Source organism: Paenibacillus turicensis (assembly GCF_017873435.1).
In the GTDB taxonomy this organism is placed as follows: Bacteria; Bacillota; Bacilli; order Paenibacillales; family Paenibacillaceae; genus Fontibacillus; species Fontibacillus turicensis.
Genome location: NZ_JAGGKG010000002.1, coordinates 299,839 through 316,497, shown reverse-complemented (window position 1 = coordinate 316,497; position 16,659 = coordinate 299,839). Strand labels below are relative to the sequence as shown.

Here is a 16,659-nt window from a genome sequence, read left to right as displayed (position 1 = left end):
AATGTAGCAGAAAGTTGGAACACATCGTGTTCCTTCTTTTTTAAAATATAAGGATTTATAACGTGAAAATTATAAATCCTTATTTTCACCAAAATCGTTTTTTGTGAGAGATCAATAACAAACGTAATGTTGAGAACTATCAAGTACTTAGGTGATCTGCTATATTCTAAGTGGAGGGTATACATTTGGAACAACCTGTGTTTAAACGCGTAGTCTTGAAGGTAAGTGGTGAATCACTTGCAGGTCAAAATGGGTATGGAATAGATGCGGAAACAATCACATCTATTGCAGAACAAGTCAAAGAAGTTGTAGAGTTAGGAGTAGAGGTTGCTATCGTTTGTGGCGGGGGTAATATCTGGCGTGGTATCGCTGGTAGCGCTAAAGGTATTGACCGTGCTACAGCTGATTACATGGGAATGTTGGCTACTTTGATGAACTCGCTTGCTTTACAAGATGCACTAGAGCAAATCGAAGTACCTACTCGTGTACAAACCTCCATTGCCATGCAGCAAATTGCTGAGCCTTACATTCGTCGTCGGGCAATCAGACATTTGGAAAAAGGTCGCGTTGTTATTTTTGCAGCAGGAACAGGAAATCCTTTCTTCTCAACAGATACTACAGCAGCACTTCGTGCAGCTGAGATTGAAGCAGAAGTGATTTTGATGGCTAAAAACAAGGTGGATGGCGTATATTCTGCGGATCCATTTGTAGATGAAACTGCTGTGAAATATGATGTATTAACTTACATGGATGTATTGAATAAAAACTTGGGTGTTATGGACTCCACAGCTTCTTCTTTATGTATGGATAATAATATTCCTTTGATTGTATTTGCAATTACAGAGCAAGGAAACATTAAACGTGTTGTACTTGGTGAAAAAATTGGAACAATTGTTAAAGGGAGTGTAGACTAATGCCGGAATCGGTTAAAAAAAGTGCCGAGGAGCGTATGGAGAAAGCGATTTTAGCTTTAAAACGTGATCTTGCTACGCTACGTGCTGGACGTGCAAATTCTTCATTATTAGATCGAATTCAAGTTGACTATTATGGATCACCAACGCCTGTGAATCAATTGGCTAACATTAATACGCCAGATTCTCGTACCTTGATGATTCAGCCTTGGGATAAAAGCTCTTTAGCTGATATTGAGCGTGCGATCCAGAAGTCAGATTTAGGCTTAACACCTGCGAATGACGGGACTTCGATTCGTTTGTCAATTCCGCAATTGACGGAAGAGCGTCGTGTTGAGTTAGTGAAGCTAACTAAAAAGTTTGGTGAAGAAGCCAAAGTAGCTATCCGCAACATTCGTCGTGATGCAAACGATGATATTAAAAGGTTAGAAAAAAGTGAAATTTCTGAGGATGAATCCCGTAGACATCAAGAGGATGTACAGAAAGCCACTGATAAATTTGTCGCAGAGGTTGAAAAAGTATTGTCTGCGAAAGAGAAAGAGATTATGGAAGTTTAAGAGACATACTGCGGCCCCTCCTTTTCGGTGGGGTTTTGTCTCTTTTTCATTATCGGCTGGAGGAAAAAGGAATGATTAAGTTTTTTCAATCCTGGTTGGACAAAAAGAAAAGTCCATCAACTGTTCAAGAAACATCAGATATCATACCAAAGCATGTTGCGATTATAATGGATGGGAATGGTCGTTGGGCTCGTAAGCTTGGCTTACCTAGGGTTGTTGGTCATCGTAACGGGATGATGGCAATCAAGAGAGTGACTATCGCTGCTGATGAAATGGGTATCTCGATTTTGACCTTATATGCATTCTCGACCGAAAATTGGAAAAGACCAAAAGACGAAGTGGATTATTTAATGTCTCTTCCACAGGAGTTTTTAGCTTTAGAGCTTGAGGAGCTTATTCAAAAAAATGTGCAGGTTCGTATGATGGGACATACAGAAGGTGTTCCGTCAAGTACGCTTGAAGCTTTGCGAGAGGCTATTGTAAAAACTAAAAATAATACAGGACTTATTCTTAACTTTGCATTTAACTATGGTGGGCGACATGAAATTGTAGAAAGTGTGAAAAAGGTTGCGGCACTAGTCCAGAGCGGAGAAATGTCGATAGATGATATTACAGAAGACACAATTCAAAGTCATTTAATCTCAAATGACCTGCCTGATCCGGATCTATTGATCCGCACAGGGAAAGAATTACGTTTAAGTAATTTTATGTTATGGCAAACTGCATATAGTGAATTATGGTTTACTGATATTTATTGGCCAGCATTTAAGGAAGAACATTTAAGAGAAGCTGTTGCCTCATATGGACAACGGACCCGCAGGTATGGCGGATTATCATGATTTACAAAAGGGTGTGAAAGCTTGAAGCAACGTGTAATTACCGGGATTGTTGCTGGAGGCGTGTTTTTGGCTGTATGCCTGCTTGGTGGATGGAGTTATCATACGCTAATCATGCTGATGGCTTTAATTGGTTATTACGAATTTGTTCGTATGATAAAGTTGCCTTCATTAAGTTTTGTAGCGATTTTAGGTTATGTAGCCGTTTTATATTTTACTGTTCCTTGGGGACTATTTAGTGTTCATAGTGTACCCTTAACAGCGACTTCTTTTTTATGGTTATTTCTTTTGTTGCTGCTAACAAGCACAGTGATCACCAAAAATACAATTTCAATTGATCAAGTCGCATTATTGTTTATAGGTGCAGTTTATATCGGCTTTGGTTTCGAGTACATTATAGCTACGAGAAATATGTCTGATCAGCATGGTTTGTTTTGGACCTTTTTATTGCTATCTTCCATATGGAGTAGCGATGCAGGTGCTTATTTTACCGGACGTAGATTTGGCAAAACGAAGCTATGGCCTGCGATTAGTCCCAATAAAACAATTGAAGGTGCTGTTGGCGGTATTATATTGTCCATTGTGTCTGCGCTTATATTTGCAATGTTATCAGGGGGGATACTCAGCATAGGTAGGGCAATTTTAATTGGGCTTTCCGCAGCAATTGTGGGACAAATGGGTGACTTAATACAATCTGCCTATAAACGTAAATATGGGATTAAGGATTCTGGTAAATTACTTCCAGGACATGGTGGGATATTAGATCGCTGTGATAGCTGGATCATGGTATTTCCATTCATACATATCCTGATGTTGTTGCCTTAATCAAGAAAAGTACGAGGTGTACAATGAAAAAAATAGCCGTAATTGGTTCTACTGGTTCAGTTGGTACCCAGACTTTAGATGTTGTTAAAAAAAATCCAGAGCGCTTTTCAATTGAGGCTTTGGCCGCAGGTTCAAATATTAACTTGCTCTTAGAGCAGGTTCAGCAATTCCGTCCTAAAATGGTGTCTGTGGGTACTAAAGAGCTAGCAGATAAAATTTCAAGTGCATTACCAAGTGGTACAAGCGTTTTTTATGGTGAAGAAGGCTTAATTCAAGTTGCTGCTCATAATGATGCAGAGCTTGTTATTACTGCAATCGTGGGTAGTGTAGGGTTGCCAGCTACGCTAGCCGCAATTTCAGCAGGTAAACATATTGGACTTGCTAATAAAGAAACACTGGTGACAGCAGGACATATCGTCATGGAGCTGGCTCGTGAAAAAAATGTAGCTATTCTTCCTGTTGACAGTGAGCATTCAGCGATTTTTCAATGTCTAAATGGCGAAAATATCAAAGAGGTTGCTGGAATCACGATCACCGCTTCAGGTGGATCATTTCGTGATCGCACAAGGCAACAGTTGGAAAATGTCACTGTAGAGGATGCGCTGAAGCATCCCAACTGGTCGATGGGTGCTAAAATAACAATTGATTCAGCCACGATGGTCAACAAAGGACTGGAAGTGATTGAAGCCCATTGGTTATTTGGACTCCCATACGAACAAATTGGTGTAGTGCTTCATCCTGAAAGTATCGTCCACTCTTTCGTTGAATACCGTGACAGTAGCATTATTGCTCAGCTTGGAACACCGGATATGAGGATACCTATTCAATATGCACTATCTTATCCAGAGCGTATTCCCTCCAAATCTTCAAGACTATCGTTAACACAGGTTGGCGCGCTTCATTTCAAAGAGATGGATTTTGAACGCTTTCCTTGCTTAAAAATGGCTTATGATTGTGGTAAAATTGGAGGAACCGCACCAACTGTATTTAATGCTGCAAATGAAATTGCAGTTGCTCGTTTTCTAAATAAAGAAATTTCATTTTTGCAAATTGAAGAAATCATAGAAAAAATGATTGCCAAGCATTCGGTGATTCAAAACCCTAATCTTGAGGAAATTCAAAATGTAGATGCACAGGTACGAAAACTAGCCTCTTCTCTACTAAGGGATTAATTTGCAGAATTACAAAATAAATTAACAAAAGTGATTGAAATGGTATTCTCTTGTGCCTCGCTTGAGAATAATGATATTCTATAACAATAGTGGACTTGTTAGTTGGCCCAAAAGGAGGATGCTTAGCTCTTGGAAACGATAAAAATCGTTTTAATGATTGTGTTTATGTTTTTTGTCATTGTAACCGTTCATGAATGGGGACATTATTATTTTGCTAAGCGTGCAGGTATTTTAGTGCGTGAATTCGCAATTGGTTTTGGTCCTAAGTTATATTCCTACAGAAGAAATGAAACCCAATTCACATTACGTTTGCTACCCTTCGGTGGGTATGCACGTATGGCGGGTGAAGAGCCAGAAATGGTTGAGGTGTCTGAAGGCCAAACGGTCGCGCTACGTGTTTCAGAACAGGGACTCGTTAGCAAAATTTACCTTGATCGTTTAGATAGCCGTAAAAATGTTATTCGTGGTGAAGTGCAATCGGTTGATCTTGTAGATGATTTGCATATCAAGCTTGATGTAGATGGAGAAATCATCTCTTACAAAGTAGAACCTAAAGCAATGATCGTTACAAAAGGAAAAGATACACAAATTGCGCCAAGAGATCGACAGTATGGTAGTAAGACCGTAGCACAACGTGCATTAGCTATTTTTGCAGGACCACTTATGAACTTTTTGTTGGCATTTGTACTGTTTATTGTTCATATTCAGTTAGCAGGCGTCCCAGCTTCTGGACCTACACATCTTGAAATAGGACAAATTACTGAAGGCATGCCAGCTGCGCAAGCGGGTTTAAAAACTGGAGATATTGTGGAAAGCATTAATGGTACTGCGGTGGGTACGGATGCAGAAAAAATGATCTCTGCGATTTCTGGCTCCCCGGGCAAGGAGATGAACTGGAAAATTCGTAGAAACAACGAGTTACTTGACATTAAAATTACACCTACCACAGTGGAAGGTCAAAAAGGTGGTAAGGTAGGCTCGGTCATCATTACGTTTGTACCAACAAGAGATGCGACGATAGGCGAGACATTTACAAAAGCTGGCGAGCAGATGCTTGACATGTCTAAGTTAATTTTTACAAGTCTGAAGCAAATTGTTAGCTCATTTGCAATCGATAATTTTGCGGGTCCAGTAGGAACTATTGAAATTACGGCACAAGTAGCGAAGCAAGGCTTTGAACGGTTTATTTATTGGATGGCTTTAATTAGCTTGAACCTTGGTATTTTTAATTTGCTTCCATTCCCTGCATTGGATGGTAGCCGACTTGTTTTCCTTGGGGTTGAAGCGATTAGACGCAAACCAATAGATCCAAACCACGAGGGGATAGTTCACTTCATTGGGTTTGCAATGTTATTTTTATTAATGATTGCAGTGACCTTTAATGATATAGTTAGGTTAATTACTGGTTAAAATTTAGGGGGAAATGGGCAGTTATGGCTAAAGATGAAAAACAATTTGTAACAGAAATCACACCACAAGGCGAGGATTTCTCTCGTTGGTATATTGATGTCATTAAAAAAGCAGACCTCATGGACTATTCACCTGTTCGTGGGTGTATTGTATTTAAGCCAGACGGTTATGAAATCTGGGAGCATATCCAGCATGAATTAGATCGTAGATTTAAAGAAACAGGACATCGTAATGCCTATTTTCCAATCTTTATCCCTGAAAGCTTTTTCCAAAAGGAAAAGGAGCACGTGGAAGGCTTTAACCCTGAGTTACCATGGGTGACTGAAGCGGCTGGAGAAAAATTAGAAGAACGGTTAGCTGTTCGTCCTACCTCTGAAACGATGTTTGGACATATGTACCAAAAGTGGATTCAATCCTATCGTGACTTACCTGTACTCATTAACCAATGGGCTAACGTAGTACGTTGGGAAAAACGGACATTGCCGTTTTTACGTACAAGTGAATTTTTGTGGCAGGAAGGTCATACTGCGCATGAAAATGAAGAACAAGCACGTGAAGAAACAATGAAAATGCTGGAGATTTATCGCGATTTTGTCGAAAACTATTTGGCGATTCCCGTGATTACAGGACAAAAAACACCTTCAGAGAAGTTTGCTGGTGCGGTGGATACATTCTCCATTGAAGCGATGATGAAGGATGGTCGTGCGGTTCAGGCAGGAACGTCACATTACCTAGGGACTAACTTCGCGACTGCGTTTGATATTAAATATTTAAATCGTGATAATGAGCAGGAATTTGTGCACACCACTTCTTGGGGAGTAAGCACAAGACTCATTGGATCATTAATTATGGTGCATGGTGATGATCGTGGCCTTGTATTGCCACCGAAGGTAGCACCAAAGCAAGTGATGATTATCCCGATTGGACCTCCAAAAACTAGAGATGCTGTCGTTGGACGTAGTGATGAATTATTTGCTGAATTGAAGTCAGCCGGCATTCGTGTTGGAATTGATGATCGTGCGGATGTGCGTCCAGGCTGGAAGTTTAATGAATATGAAATGAGAGGCGTACCTGTACGTCTTGAAATTGGCCCTCGTGATATGGAAAATGGCGTTTGTGTCTTAGTTTCACGAATTAGTGGCGAGAAAAAAGTAGTTGAACAAAGTAATTTGGTTGCAGAAGTACAAGCTATGCTTGAACAAGTTCATCAAGAAATGTTTGAAAAAGCTAAAGCTTTTCGTGAGGATCATTTCTATTCTGTGAATACATTAGATGAAATGAAGGAAAGCATGGAAGAAAAACGTGGATTTACACTTGCAGGTTGGTGTGGATCAGAAGCTTGTGAAGATCAGGTGAAGGAAGAGACAGGTGCAACTAGCCGAAATATTCCGTTTGAGCCTGCTACGCAACATGAACATTGCTTAGTATGTGGTGAAAAAGCGAGTCATACGGTATTGTTCGCAAGAGCTTATTAATATCCAGTTTCGTTCATGTCGTTATACTGGCTTCCGGTTGCTCGGTTTTGTAGGGGATTACCTGCACCGCACAGCCTGGAAGCCGTTTTAGTTTTAAAACATGAGCTATCAAGGGGAGGAACTCATGACCGAAAATAAGGATAAAAGAAAAAGATTTGAATTGCTAATGAACCAAGCAGAAATTCCTGAAACGATGATTGAGCAGTTTTTTATAGATGGTTATATTGAACAGGTTGAGGTAAGTCGCAGTAATAAAGAGTGGAAAATTATAATTGTGAAGAATACTATCGTCCCTTCAGACGTATACCGGACTTTTTGTCTGCGGATTCAAGAACGGTTAAGTCATGTTGCACAGATCAGATTTCAGTTTCAATATGAGCAGCAGCAGGTAATGTTGCAGGATATCGTTAAGGAATATTGGAAACTTTTACTAGAATGGATCGCTCGCGAGATTCCATCTGTTAACGGCTTTATGTCTCGTGCGGTGTATGAAATTGAACATGATTTAATTTCAGTACTCTTTAGTGATGAGGTTGCACTTGAATTAGCGCGTAAAAAGCATATTGATCAGGCGATCGTTACTTTTTATAACAAATTTTTTGGACTAGAGCTTCGTGTGAAGTTAACTGAAGGAGATTATCAGCCTGAAGCGCTTGAGGAATTCCAGCAACGAATTGAGGAAGAAAATCGTGAAGTCATCCAAAAGATGATGGAAGAGCAAATGGTAGAACCACCAGAGGAAGTAGAGGATGGTAGTGAACCACCACCAAAACTTCAAATTGGCTACGATATTCGTGAGCAACCCGTACCTTTACAAGAAGTTCAAGACGAAGAGAAGAAGGTTACGATTCAAGGTACTATTTTTGGACTTGATCGCAAGGAATTGCGTAACGGAAATACGTTATTTACATTTTTCATTACTGACTTTAGTGATTCGTTGCAGTTAAAAATGTTTGCTAAAAATAAAGAAGATCTCAAAATTATGGGACAATTAGCAAACGGTAAATGGGTTAGGGCACGTGGTCGGGTTGAAATGGATCGCTTTATGCCTATCCCTGAGCTAGTGATGATTCCTTCGGATTTATCCGAGGTTCCTTCACCCCCAGAACGTAAAGACCAAGCCGATGAAAAAAGAGTAGAGTTTCACTTGCATAGCACGATGAGTACGATGGACGCGGTCACACCAATCGATCAATATATTAAAATGGCGGCAAAATGGGGACATAAGGCGATTGCCGTTACAGATCATGCGGGAGTGCAATGTTATCCTGATGCGGCTAAAGCTGCTAAGAAAAACGGGATAAAGATGATTTATGGCGTAGAAGCGAATGTGGTAAATGATAACGTCGCTGTCGTTATGAATCCACGAGAGGATGTACTTAAATCAACCACTTATATCGTATTTGATATTGAGACTACAGGTTTATCGGTAACCCAGAACAAAATTATAGAGATTGCAGCAGTGAAGATGGAGGATGGCAAGGAGATTGACCGTTATGCTACCTTTGTAGATCCACACGTACGTATCCCTTATAACATTCAACAGCTTACGAACATTAATGATGATATGGTGAAGGGTGCACCTGATGTCGAGGAGGTATTACCGCAATTTGTTGACTTTGCAGGTGATGCAATTCTAGTTGCTCATAATGCTAGATTTGACGTAGGGTTTATAAATGCAAAGCTGAAGGAAATGGGACGTCCTGAAATGACCAATCCTGTGCTTGATACCTTAGAGCTGGCAAGAATGTTATTCCCGACACTTAAAAATCATCGTCTTAATACATTAGCGGCAAAATACAAGGTTTCACTCGAAAATCATCACCGTGCGATTGATGATACGCTTGCACTAGGTGAGATTTTAAATGGGCTATTAGAGGATGCTGCTAAAATAGAGGGAATTACGAATTTAGCACGTTTAAATGATAAGGTTGGTCAAGATTTGTCCAACTCAAGACCTTTTCATTGTGGCATATATGCCTTAAACGCAGTTGGCAAAAAAAATCTATTTAAGCTCATTTCACTATCACATACCGAATACTTCAAGCGGGTCGCATGTATACCTAAGTCTAAGCTAGAAGAGCTCCGTGAGGGACTACTCATTTTGTCAGGCTGTGAAAAAGGAGAGTTCTTCGAGACGGTTCTCAACAAATCTGTAGAAGAAGCAGAAGCGATTGCGGAGTTTTATGATGTGCTAGAGATTCAGCCTTTGACGATGTATATGCATTTAGTAGATAAAGGTCTGGTTGGTAGTGTAGAGGAACTGAAAATTGCCGTTAAAAAGGTTTGTGAAATTGGCTTTAAGCTAAATAAACCGGTTGTGGCAACGGGGAATGTGCATTATTTGCACCCAAGAGATAAGCTGTATCGTGATATTACGATTCATGGGATTACAGGCTTTAGTCCACTTAAAGATATTCGTAAGCCAGATGCCCATTTTAGAACAACGGATGAAATGCTGACGGAATTTGAGTTCCTCGGAACAGATAAAGCTTTTGAGGTTGTCGTGACGAATACCTCTAACCTAGCGGATCAATTTGAGGAAATTGAATTGTTCCCTGATAAGCTGTTTACGCCTAATATGGAGGGTGCCGATGAGGAAATACGTAACACTTGTTACAACACGGCTAAATCTATTTATGGCGAAGAGTTACCTGATGTCGTTGTGCAACGTCTGGAGAAAGAGCTTGGTCCGATTATTAAATATGGTTTCTCTGCTAACTATTTGATTTCAGAGCGTCTAGTAAAAAAATCTAACCAGGATGGTTATTTAGTAGGCTCTCGGGGGTCTGTTGGATCATCGGTGGTTGCTACATTTTTAGGGATTTCCGAAGTTAATCCGCTGCCTGCACATTATATTTGTAACAATTCAGAGTGTAAGCACAGCGAATGGTTCCTTGATGGTAGCGTGCCAAGTGGTTTTGATTTACCCGATAAAGCATGTCCCGAGTGCGGAAATAAATTAAAGGGTGAAGGTCAAGATATTCCGTTTGAAACGTTTCTTGGCTTTAAAGGGGACAAGGTTCCCGATATCGATCTTAACTTCTCAGGTGAATATCAGCCGCAAGCTCATAATTATACGAAGGTATTGTTTGGAGAAAAAAGTGTATTTCGAGCAGGAACAATTGGTACCGTGGCAGAAAAAACCGCATTTGGTTTCACCAAGAAATATGAAGAAGCGAATCAAAAGCATTGGAGAGGTGCCGAGTTAAATCGATTAGCATCAGGCTGTACCGGTGTAAAAAGAAGTACAGGGCAACATCCCGGCGGGATTGTGGTTGTACCTGACTATATGGAAGTAGAGGATATAACACCAGTACAATTTCCGGCTGATGACGTAACATCAGAATGGAAAACGACTCACTTTGACTATCACGCCTTTGATGCGAATCTGCTTAAGCTTGATATTTTAGGTCATGATGATCCAACGATGATGCGCATGCTACAGGATTTAACAGGGGTGGACCCAACTACTATTCCAATGAATGACCCTAAAGTCATGAGCATGTTTAACTCTACTGAAGCTTTAGGCGTTACGCCTGATAAGATCAGGTCGCCAGTTGCGACATTTGGTGTGCCAGAAATGGGAACGAAGTTTGTTCGTCAGATGTTGATTGAATCTCAACCAAGCTCGTTTGCGGATTTATTGCAAATTTCAGGTCTATCGCATGGAACTGGCGTATGGCTAGGTAATGCACAGGATTTAATAAAAAATGGCACCTGTAACATTAAAACGGTAATTGGTTGTCGTGATGACATTATGCTGTTTTTGATTTATAAAGCAGGGATGGATGCAGGGCTAGCGTTTAAAATTACGGAAAGTGTACGGAAAGGGAAAGGGTTAACACCAGAGTGGATTGAGGAAATGAAGAAATGTAAGGTGCCACAATGGTATATTGATTCCTGTCTAAAAATTCAATACATGTTTCCGAAGGCGCATGCCGCGGCATATGTTATTTCGGCTGTACGTACAGCTTATTTCAAGCTTTATCATCCGATTGAATATTATGCAACCTATTTTACAGTACGTTCCGACGATTTTGAGATTGAGTTGTGCTGTCAAGGTTATGATGCGATTTATCGAAGAATTGAAGAAATTGAGCAAAAAGGCTTTCAAGCCTTGCCTAAAGAAAAAAGTATGTTACCAATGTTAGAGATGGCATTAGAGATGACGGCACGAGGTTTCAGATTTAAAAGTATTGATTTGTATCGTTCAGATGCCACGAGCTTTACTGTAGATGGTGATGCGTTGATTCCTCCATTTTCAGCATTAGCGGGGATTGGCGATAACGCAGCACGCAACATTGCAGCTGCTAAGGAGCAAGGGGAGTTTTTATCCATTGAAGATTTCCAGCAAAAATCAAAAGCAAGTAAAACAGTGATTGAATTGCTTGGAAATATGGGCTGCTTCCGAGGTTTACCTGAGAGCAATCAATTATCATTATTCTAAAGTCATACTAGGAAATCAAATCATTTTACATTTTTAGTAAATCACATGGTGGGAGTAAAGGTGTTTTACTTGTCACTATTCCCAGACTATGTTATAATTTTTGTGGTAATCATGTAGATAGAACGTGCTAAAAGAGTGGGGAAACCCACTCTTTCATCTTTGATATGAATCAATTTTGGAATTAATGCTCTGTAAAAGACCGTTTAAACAAATTGATTTATACACAAAACTATACTATAGCAGTTGCTGCTAATACTGAAGGTTCACGATGGAGGTATGTAAGCTTGAGCACACCTAAGATCAAAGAGACCGTTGAGAGTATGGTCACACCGTTTTTAGAGGAAAACGGCTTTGAACTGGTAGACGTAGAGTATGTAAAGGAAGGGAGCCAATGGTTCCTACGTGTATTTGTTGATAAAGAGGGCGGCATTGATATTGATGACTGCGGCCATATTAGTGAGTTTTTAAGTGAAAAGCTGGATGAGAATGACCCGATTACGGGTGCGTATTTCTTGGAAGTTTCTTCTCCTGGTGCTGAACGCCCTTTGAAAAAGGTAGAAGATGTAGTTAAAGCGGTTGGTAGCAATGTGTTCGTAACAACTTATGAACCGGTAGGTGGTCTAAAGGAGTTTGAAGGTCTACTTCAATCTTTTGAGGATGAGCAGCTTGTCATTGTAGTTGGCAAGAAGTCACATACCATTCCATATAGTAAAGTTGCTAGTGCAAGATTAGCGATTATTTTTTAGTACAGCCTGTAATGGGTATTTTGAAAGGGGGAACTCGAGGCAAATGAGTATGGATTTTATTGAAGCCTTGAACGAGTTGGAAAGAGAAAAAGGGATTAGCAAGGATATTTTGTTCGAGGCAATTGAAGCGGCTTTAATCTCTAGCTACAAACGTAATTTTAACGCTGCACAAAATGTGCGTGTAGATATGAACCGAATGACAGGTGTAATTAAGGTGTTTGCACGCAAATTGGTTGTTGAAGATGTACTTGATTTACGTACTGAAATTTCATTGCCTGCTGCACGTGAGATTAACCCTAACTTTCAACTTGATGATGTTGCCGAAATCGAAGTAACACCACGTGATTTTGGACGTATCGCAGCACAAACTGCTAAGCAGGTTGTTACGCAACGCATTCGTGAAGCTGAACGAGGTTTAATTTATAATGCTTTTGTTGAAAAAGAAGAAGACATCGTAACCGGGATTGTTCAACGTCAAGATATGCGTAATGTTTATGTTGATTTAGGTAAAGTGGAGGCACACTTGCCACTAACTGAGCTTATGCCAAATGAAAAATTTAAGCATGGTGACCGGATCAAGGCTTATATTACCAAAGTTGAAAATACAACAAAGGGACCACAGATTTTATTGTCTCGCAGTCACCCTGGGTTATTAAAGCGTCTTTTTGAGTTAGAGGTTCCAGAAATTTTTGATGGTGTGGTTGAAATTCGCTCTGTCGCTCGTGAAGCTGGCTTCCGCTCTAAAATTGCAGTCCATTCTCGTAATGCTGAGGTTGATCCAGTGGGTTCTTGTGTTGGTCCTAAAGGGAATCGGGTTCAAACCATCGTTAATGAGCTACGTGGTGAAAAAATAGATATCGTTCGCTATTCTGAAGATATAGAGGAATATGTTGCAAATGCACTTAGTCCCTCTAAAGTGCTTGAGGTTGGCGTGTTTGAAAGTGAGAAAATGGCACGTGTTATCGTACCTGACTATCAGCTTTCCTTGGCAATTGGGATTAAGGGACAAAATGCACGATTAGCGGCTAAGCTCACTGGCTGGAAAATAGATATCAAGAGTGAAAGTCAAGCCGAAGAGGAATTTGGCAGAGAAAAAACAGATTTGGGAGAATTAAATCAGGACTCCGTTTCTATCGATTAATTTACCCTAGAGCGGGAGGTGTTGCTGTTATGAAGCCCAGAAAAATTCCACTTCGCAAATGTGTGGCTTGTGGTGAAATGATGCCTAAGAAATCACTGATTCGAATTGTTAGATCTCCAGAGGGTGAAGTTTCTATAGATTTGACTGGCAAAAAATCTGGCAGAGGGGCATATTTGTGCGGTAAGGAAGCTTGTTTTAGATTAGCACAAAAAAATCGAGCATTAGATCGTGCACTTAAAGCTCAGGTTGGTCAAGAGGTCTATGAACAATTAGCTTCTGACTTCCTTAAAGTTGAACCACAGTTTATCAAGGTGCGTGACGAGAAAGAGGAAGAAGATGAGTAATAAAGCTTTATCTGGTCTAGGACTTGCTATGCGTGCAGGCAAGGTTGTGACTGGAGATGAAAGTGTGATGAAGGCGATTCGATCCAATGGAGCTAAGCTGGTCATCGTTGCAGGGGATGCTTCCGCTAATACTTTAAAAAAATATCGCGACAAGTGCGGGACCTATAAAATACCTTTGATTATCGGATTTGACCGACAACGGCTCGGAGCTAGTGTAGGAAAACCAGAACGAATTATTCTGGCACTAATGGATCAGGGTTTTGCCGATATGATTTCAAAAACGATCGTGAATACGTCGGAGGTGGAGTATATTGAGTAAACAAGAGAACAAAGATAAGCTCAGAGTGTACGAGTATGCGAAGTCAATCAATATGAGCAGTAAGGAAATTATTACGATTTTGAAGCGACTTGATATTCCAGTAAACAATCATATGAGCGTGATGGAAAATGAAGTGATTTCAAAGGTTGAAAATTTCTTTAAAGATATTAAGAGCAACGCGGCTGCTAAACGTGATAACTCAGGGAATGCGAATACAGCTGCGAAAACAAACGCTCAAACATCGGGATCGACTTCTGCAAGAGGAAGTCATACACCGCAGACTTCAACGGACAAAAAAGAAGTTAGTATAAGCAGTACAAGTAATACAAGCAATAACAAAAATCAACAGGAAAAGCAGGTAAGTATGAATAATAATAAATCAAATCATTCAAGTGCTTCAACGGGAAGCACACAAGGAACACAAAATAGAAGTAGTAGACCAGCTTCAAACTCCCAAGGTAATCGGGGACAAGAATCTAGTCGTAATCCGCAACCACAAGCTCGCACAACCTCTTCTGCATCAGAAGGGAATAGAGGACCAAGCAATAACAACAATAATAACAACAACTATAAAAAAGGTAACAACAATAACAACAATCGACCAGGTCAAAGAAAGTTCGATGACAATCGCGGGGGGAATTACAGAAATAACCGCGGTGGGAAAAACAATCGTGGACGTGGTCCTGCACAACCTCCTCGTGAGAAAATTGATAACACCCCTAAGAAAATTATCGTACGTGGCAATTCCACAGTAGGGGAAACCGCAAAATTGTTGCATAAAGATGCTTCAGAGGTTATTAAGAAGCTAATTACACTTGGTGTTATGGCAACCATTAACCAAGAGCTGGATATTGACACAATCTTGCTGCTAGCAGCTGAATTTGGTGTAGAAGTAGAAGTGAAAATTCCTGTTGAGGATGATCGCTTTGAAACATTAGAAGAAAATGATGATCCAGCAGATTTGATGGAGCGTCCTCCAGTTGTAACTATTATGGGTCACGTTGACCACGGTAAAACAACATTGCTAGATGCAATTCGCTCTACGAACGTATCTGGTGGAGAAGCAGGCGGAATTACGCAGCATATCGGTGCTTATCAGGTTGAGATCAATAATAAGAAAATTACGTTCCTTGATACACCAGGTCACGAGGCGTTCACCGCTATGCGTGCGCGTGGTGCTCAATTAACGGATATTACGATTATCGTTGTGGCTGCTGATGACGGTGTTATGCCACAAACCGTTGAAGCGGTTAACCATGCGAAGGCAGCAGGCTTACCAATTATCGTTGCAGTTAACAAAATTGATAAACCAGATGCGAATCCAGATAAAGTAAAACAAGAGTTAACTGAGTATGGACTTGTACCTGAAGAATGGGGCGGAGATACAATTTTCGTAAATGTTTCCGCGAAGCAAAAGCTAGGATTAGAAGGTTTGCTTGAAATGATCTTGCTTGTAGCAGAAGTGAATGAATATAAAGCAAATCCTGACAAACGCGCGCGTGGCTTGGTTATCGAAGCTGAGCTTGATAAATCTCGTGGTCCGGTTGCACGTGTATTGGTACAGCATGGTACCCTTAAAGTTGGCGATGCTTTTGTAGCTGGTAACGCATTTGGACGTATCCGTACAATGGTGAACGAGAAGGGACGTCGTTTAAAAGAAGCAGGACCTTCTACACCAATCGAAATTACAGGTCTTCATGATGTACCGCAAGCTGGCGATCCATTTATGGTATTTGAAGATGAGCGTAAGGCTCGTTCTATCGCTGACAAACGTGCGATTACACAACGTCAATCTGACCTTGGTAGCAACACGAGAGTAACCTTGGATGATTTATTCCAACACATTAAAGATGGCGAAATTAAAGATCTCAATGTGATCATTAAAGCTGACGTTCAAGGCTCTGTCGAAGCGCTGAAAGGCTCGTTAGAGAAAATTGAAGTTGAAGGCGTACGCGTTAAAATTATTCATAGTGGTGCGGGTGCAATTACAGAATCCGATATTATTCTTGCAGCAGCATCCAATGCGATCGTAATTGGTTTTAACGTTCGTCCTGATTCACAAACGAAAGCAACGGCGGAGCAAGAAAATGTAGATATTCGTCTCCACCGCGTTATTTATAGTGCGATTGAGGAAATCGAGCAAGCGATGAAAGGTATGCTTGATCCTGTATTTAAGGAGAACGTTATTGGGCATGCTGAAGTACGTAATACATTTAAAATTAGTAAGGTGGGAACCATCGCAGGTTGTATGGTCACCTCGGGTAAAATTATACGTTCTGCCGAAGTACGCTTAGTGCGTGACGGTATCGTTGTGTTTGAAGGGAAAATTGATTCTCTTAAACGTTACAAAGACGATGCGAAGGAAGTTGCCCAAGGCTACGAGTGTGGGATTACACTTGACAACTACAATGACCTCAAAGAGGGCGATATCATTGAAGCATTTGTGATGGAAACCGTTCAACCTAAGTAATGT

13 protein-coding genes are annotated in these 16,659 nt (G+C 40.5%); all 13 read left to right on the top strand.

Annotation, left to right across the window (positions count from 1 at the left end; translation table 11 throughout):
* Nucleotides 1–185: 185 nt before the first annotated feature.
* The 13 genes from pyrH to infB all read left to right on the top strand — a co-directional run bounded on the left by pyrH (nucleotide 186) and on the right by infB (nucleotide 16,656).
* Complete coding sequence (gene pyrH / locus J2Z32_RS03800; RefSeq protein WP_210087825.1) at nucleotides 186–914, top strand: UMP kinase; 729 nt, start codon at nucleotides 186–188, stop codon at nucleotides 912–914.
* The gene (frr, locus tag J2Z32_RS03795) at nucleotides 914–1,468 is read left to right on the top strand and encodes a ribosome recycling factor (protein ID WP_210087824.1); all 555 of its coding nucleotides are present in this window, start codon (nucleotides 914–916) and stop codon (nucleotides 1,466–1,468) included. Before pyrH ends, frr begins: the two co-directional genes overlap by 1 nt.
* A gap of 71 nt (nucleotides 1,469–1,539) precedes the next feature.
* On the top strand, nucleotides 1,540–2,307 hold the full coding sequence (locus J2Z32_RS03790) for an undecaprenyl pyrophosphate synthase (RefSeq protein ID WP_210087823.1): 768 nt from the start codon (nucleotides 1,540–1,542) through the stop codon (nucleotides 2,305–2,307).
* 21 nt (nucleotides 2,308–2,328) lie between these two features.
* Nucleotides 2,329–3,129 (top strand): phosphatidate cytidylyltransferase, encoded by an 801-nt coding sequence (locus J2Z32_RS03785; RefSeq protein WP_210087822.1) that lies wholly within the window; start codon nucleotides 2,329–2,331, stop codon nucleotides 3,127–3,129.
* 23 nt (nucleotides 3,130–3,152) lie between these two features.
* Nucleotides 3,153–4,301 (top strand): 1-deoxy-D-xylulose-5-phosphate reductoisomerase, encoded by a 1,149-nt coding sequence (locus J2Z32_RS03780; protein WP_210087821.1) that lies wholly within the window; start codon nucleotides 3,153–3,155, stop codon nucleotides 4,299–4,301.
* A 129-nt stretch (nucleotides 4,302–4,430) separates the two neighbouring features.
* Complete coding sequence (gene rseP / locus J2Z32_RS03775; protein WP_210087820.1) at nucleotides 4,431–5,711, top strand: RIP metalloprotease RseP; 1,281 nt, start codon at nucleotides 4,431–4,433, stop codon at nucleotides 5,709–5,711.
* Nucleotides 5,712–5,734: 23 nt separating this feature from the next.
* Nucleotides 5,735–7,186: a proline--tRNA ligase gene (gene proS, locus J2Z32_RS03770; RefSeq protein WP_210087819.1), complete on the top strand. Its 1,452-nt coding sequence runs from the start codon at nucleotides 5,735–5,737 to the stop codon at nucleotides 7,184–7,186.
* Nucleotides 7,187–7,310: 124 nt separating this feature from the next.
* Nucleotides 7,311–11,636 carry a PolC-type DNA polymerase III gene (locus J2Z32_RS03765; RefSeq protein ID WP_210087818.1) on the top strand — a complete coding sequence of 1,442 codons (4,326 nt, stop codon included), beginning with the start codon at nucleotides 7,311–7,313 and terminating at the stop codon, nucleotides 11,634–11,636.
* Between the two features lie 284 nt (nucleotides 11,637–11,920).
* Nucleotides 11,921–12,382: a ribosome maturation factor RimP gene (gene rimP, locus J2Z32_RS03760; RefSeq protein ID WP_210087817.1), complete on the top strand. Its 462-nt coding sequence runs from the start codon at nucleotides 11,921–11,923 to the stop codon at nucleotides 12,380–12,382.
* 43 nt (nucleotides 12,383–12,425) lie between these two features.
* A complete protein-coding gene (gene nusA / locus J2Z32_RS03755) occupies nucleotides 12,426–13,523 on the top strand; it encodes a transcription termination factor NusA (protein WP_210087816.1) in 1,098 nt (365 codons plus the stop codon).
* Between the two features lie 29 nt (nucleotides 13,524–13,552).
* On the top strand, nucleotides 13,553–13,867 hold the full coding sequence (gene rnpM / locus J2Z32_RS03750) for an RNase P modulator RnpM (protein ID WP_210087815.1): 315 nt from the start codon (nucleotides 13,553–13,555) through the stop codon (nucleotides 13,865–13,867).
* On the top strand, nucleotides 13,860–14,186 hold the full coding sequence (locus J2Z32_RS03745; RefSeq protein WP_210087814.1) for a L7Ae/L30e/S12e/Gadd45 family ribosomal protein: 327 nt from the start codon (nucleotides 13,860–13,862) through the stop codon (nucleotides 14,184–14,186). Before rnpM ends, J2Z32_RS03745 begins: the two co-directional genes overlap by 8 nt.
* Nucleotides 14,179–16,656: a translation initiation factor IF-2 gene (infB, locus tag J2Z32_RS03740; RefSeq protein WP_210087813.1), complete on the top strand. Its 2,478-nt coding sequence runs from the start codon at nucleotides 14,179–14,181 to the stop codon at nucleotides 16,654–16,656. The genes J2Z32_RS03745 and infB overlap by 8 nt, the downstream gene beginning before the upstream one ends.
* Nucleotides 16,657–16,659: the final 3 nt, after the last annotated feature.

Excerpts from the sequence above, each read along its gene's own strand:
- frr (WP_210087824.1), top strand. The coding sequence starts at position 914 with ATGCCGGAATCGGTTAAAAAAAGTGCCGAGGAGCGTATGGAGAAAGCG.
- J2Z32_RS03780 (WP_210087821.1), top strand. The coding sequence starts at position 3,153 with ATGAAAAAAATAGCCGTAATTGGTTCTACTGGTTCAGTTGGTACCCAG.
- J2Z32_RS03790 (WP_210087823.1), top strand. The coding sequence starts at position 1,540 with ATGATTAAGTTTTTTCAATCCTGGTTGGACAAAAAGAAAAGTCCATCA.
- nusA (WP_210087816.1), top strand. The coding sequence starts at position 12,426 with ATGAGTATGGATTTTATTGAAGCCTTGAACGAGTTGGAAAGAGAAAAA.
- rnpM (WP_210087815.1), top strand. The coding sequence starts at position 13,553 with ATGAAGCCCAGAAAAATTCCACTTCGCAAATGTGTGGCTTGTGGTGAA.
- J2Z32_RS03765 (WP_210087818.1), top strand. The coding sequence starts at position 7,311 with ATGACCGAAAATAAGGATAAAAGAAAAAGATTTGAATTGCTAATGAAC.
- proS (WP_210087819.1), top strand. The coding sequence starts at position 5,735 with ATGGCTAAAGATGAAAAACAATTTGTAACAGAAATCACACCACAAGGC.
- J2Z32_RS03745 (WP_210087814.1), top strand. The coding sequence starts at position 13,860 with ATGAGTAATAAAGCTTTATCTGGTCTAGGACTTGCTATGCGTGCAGGC.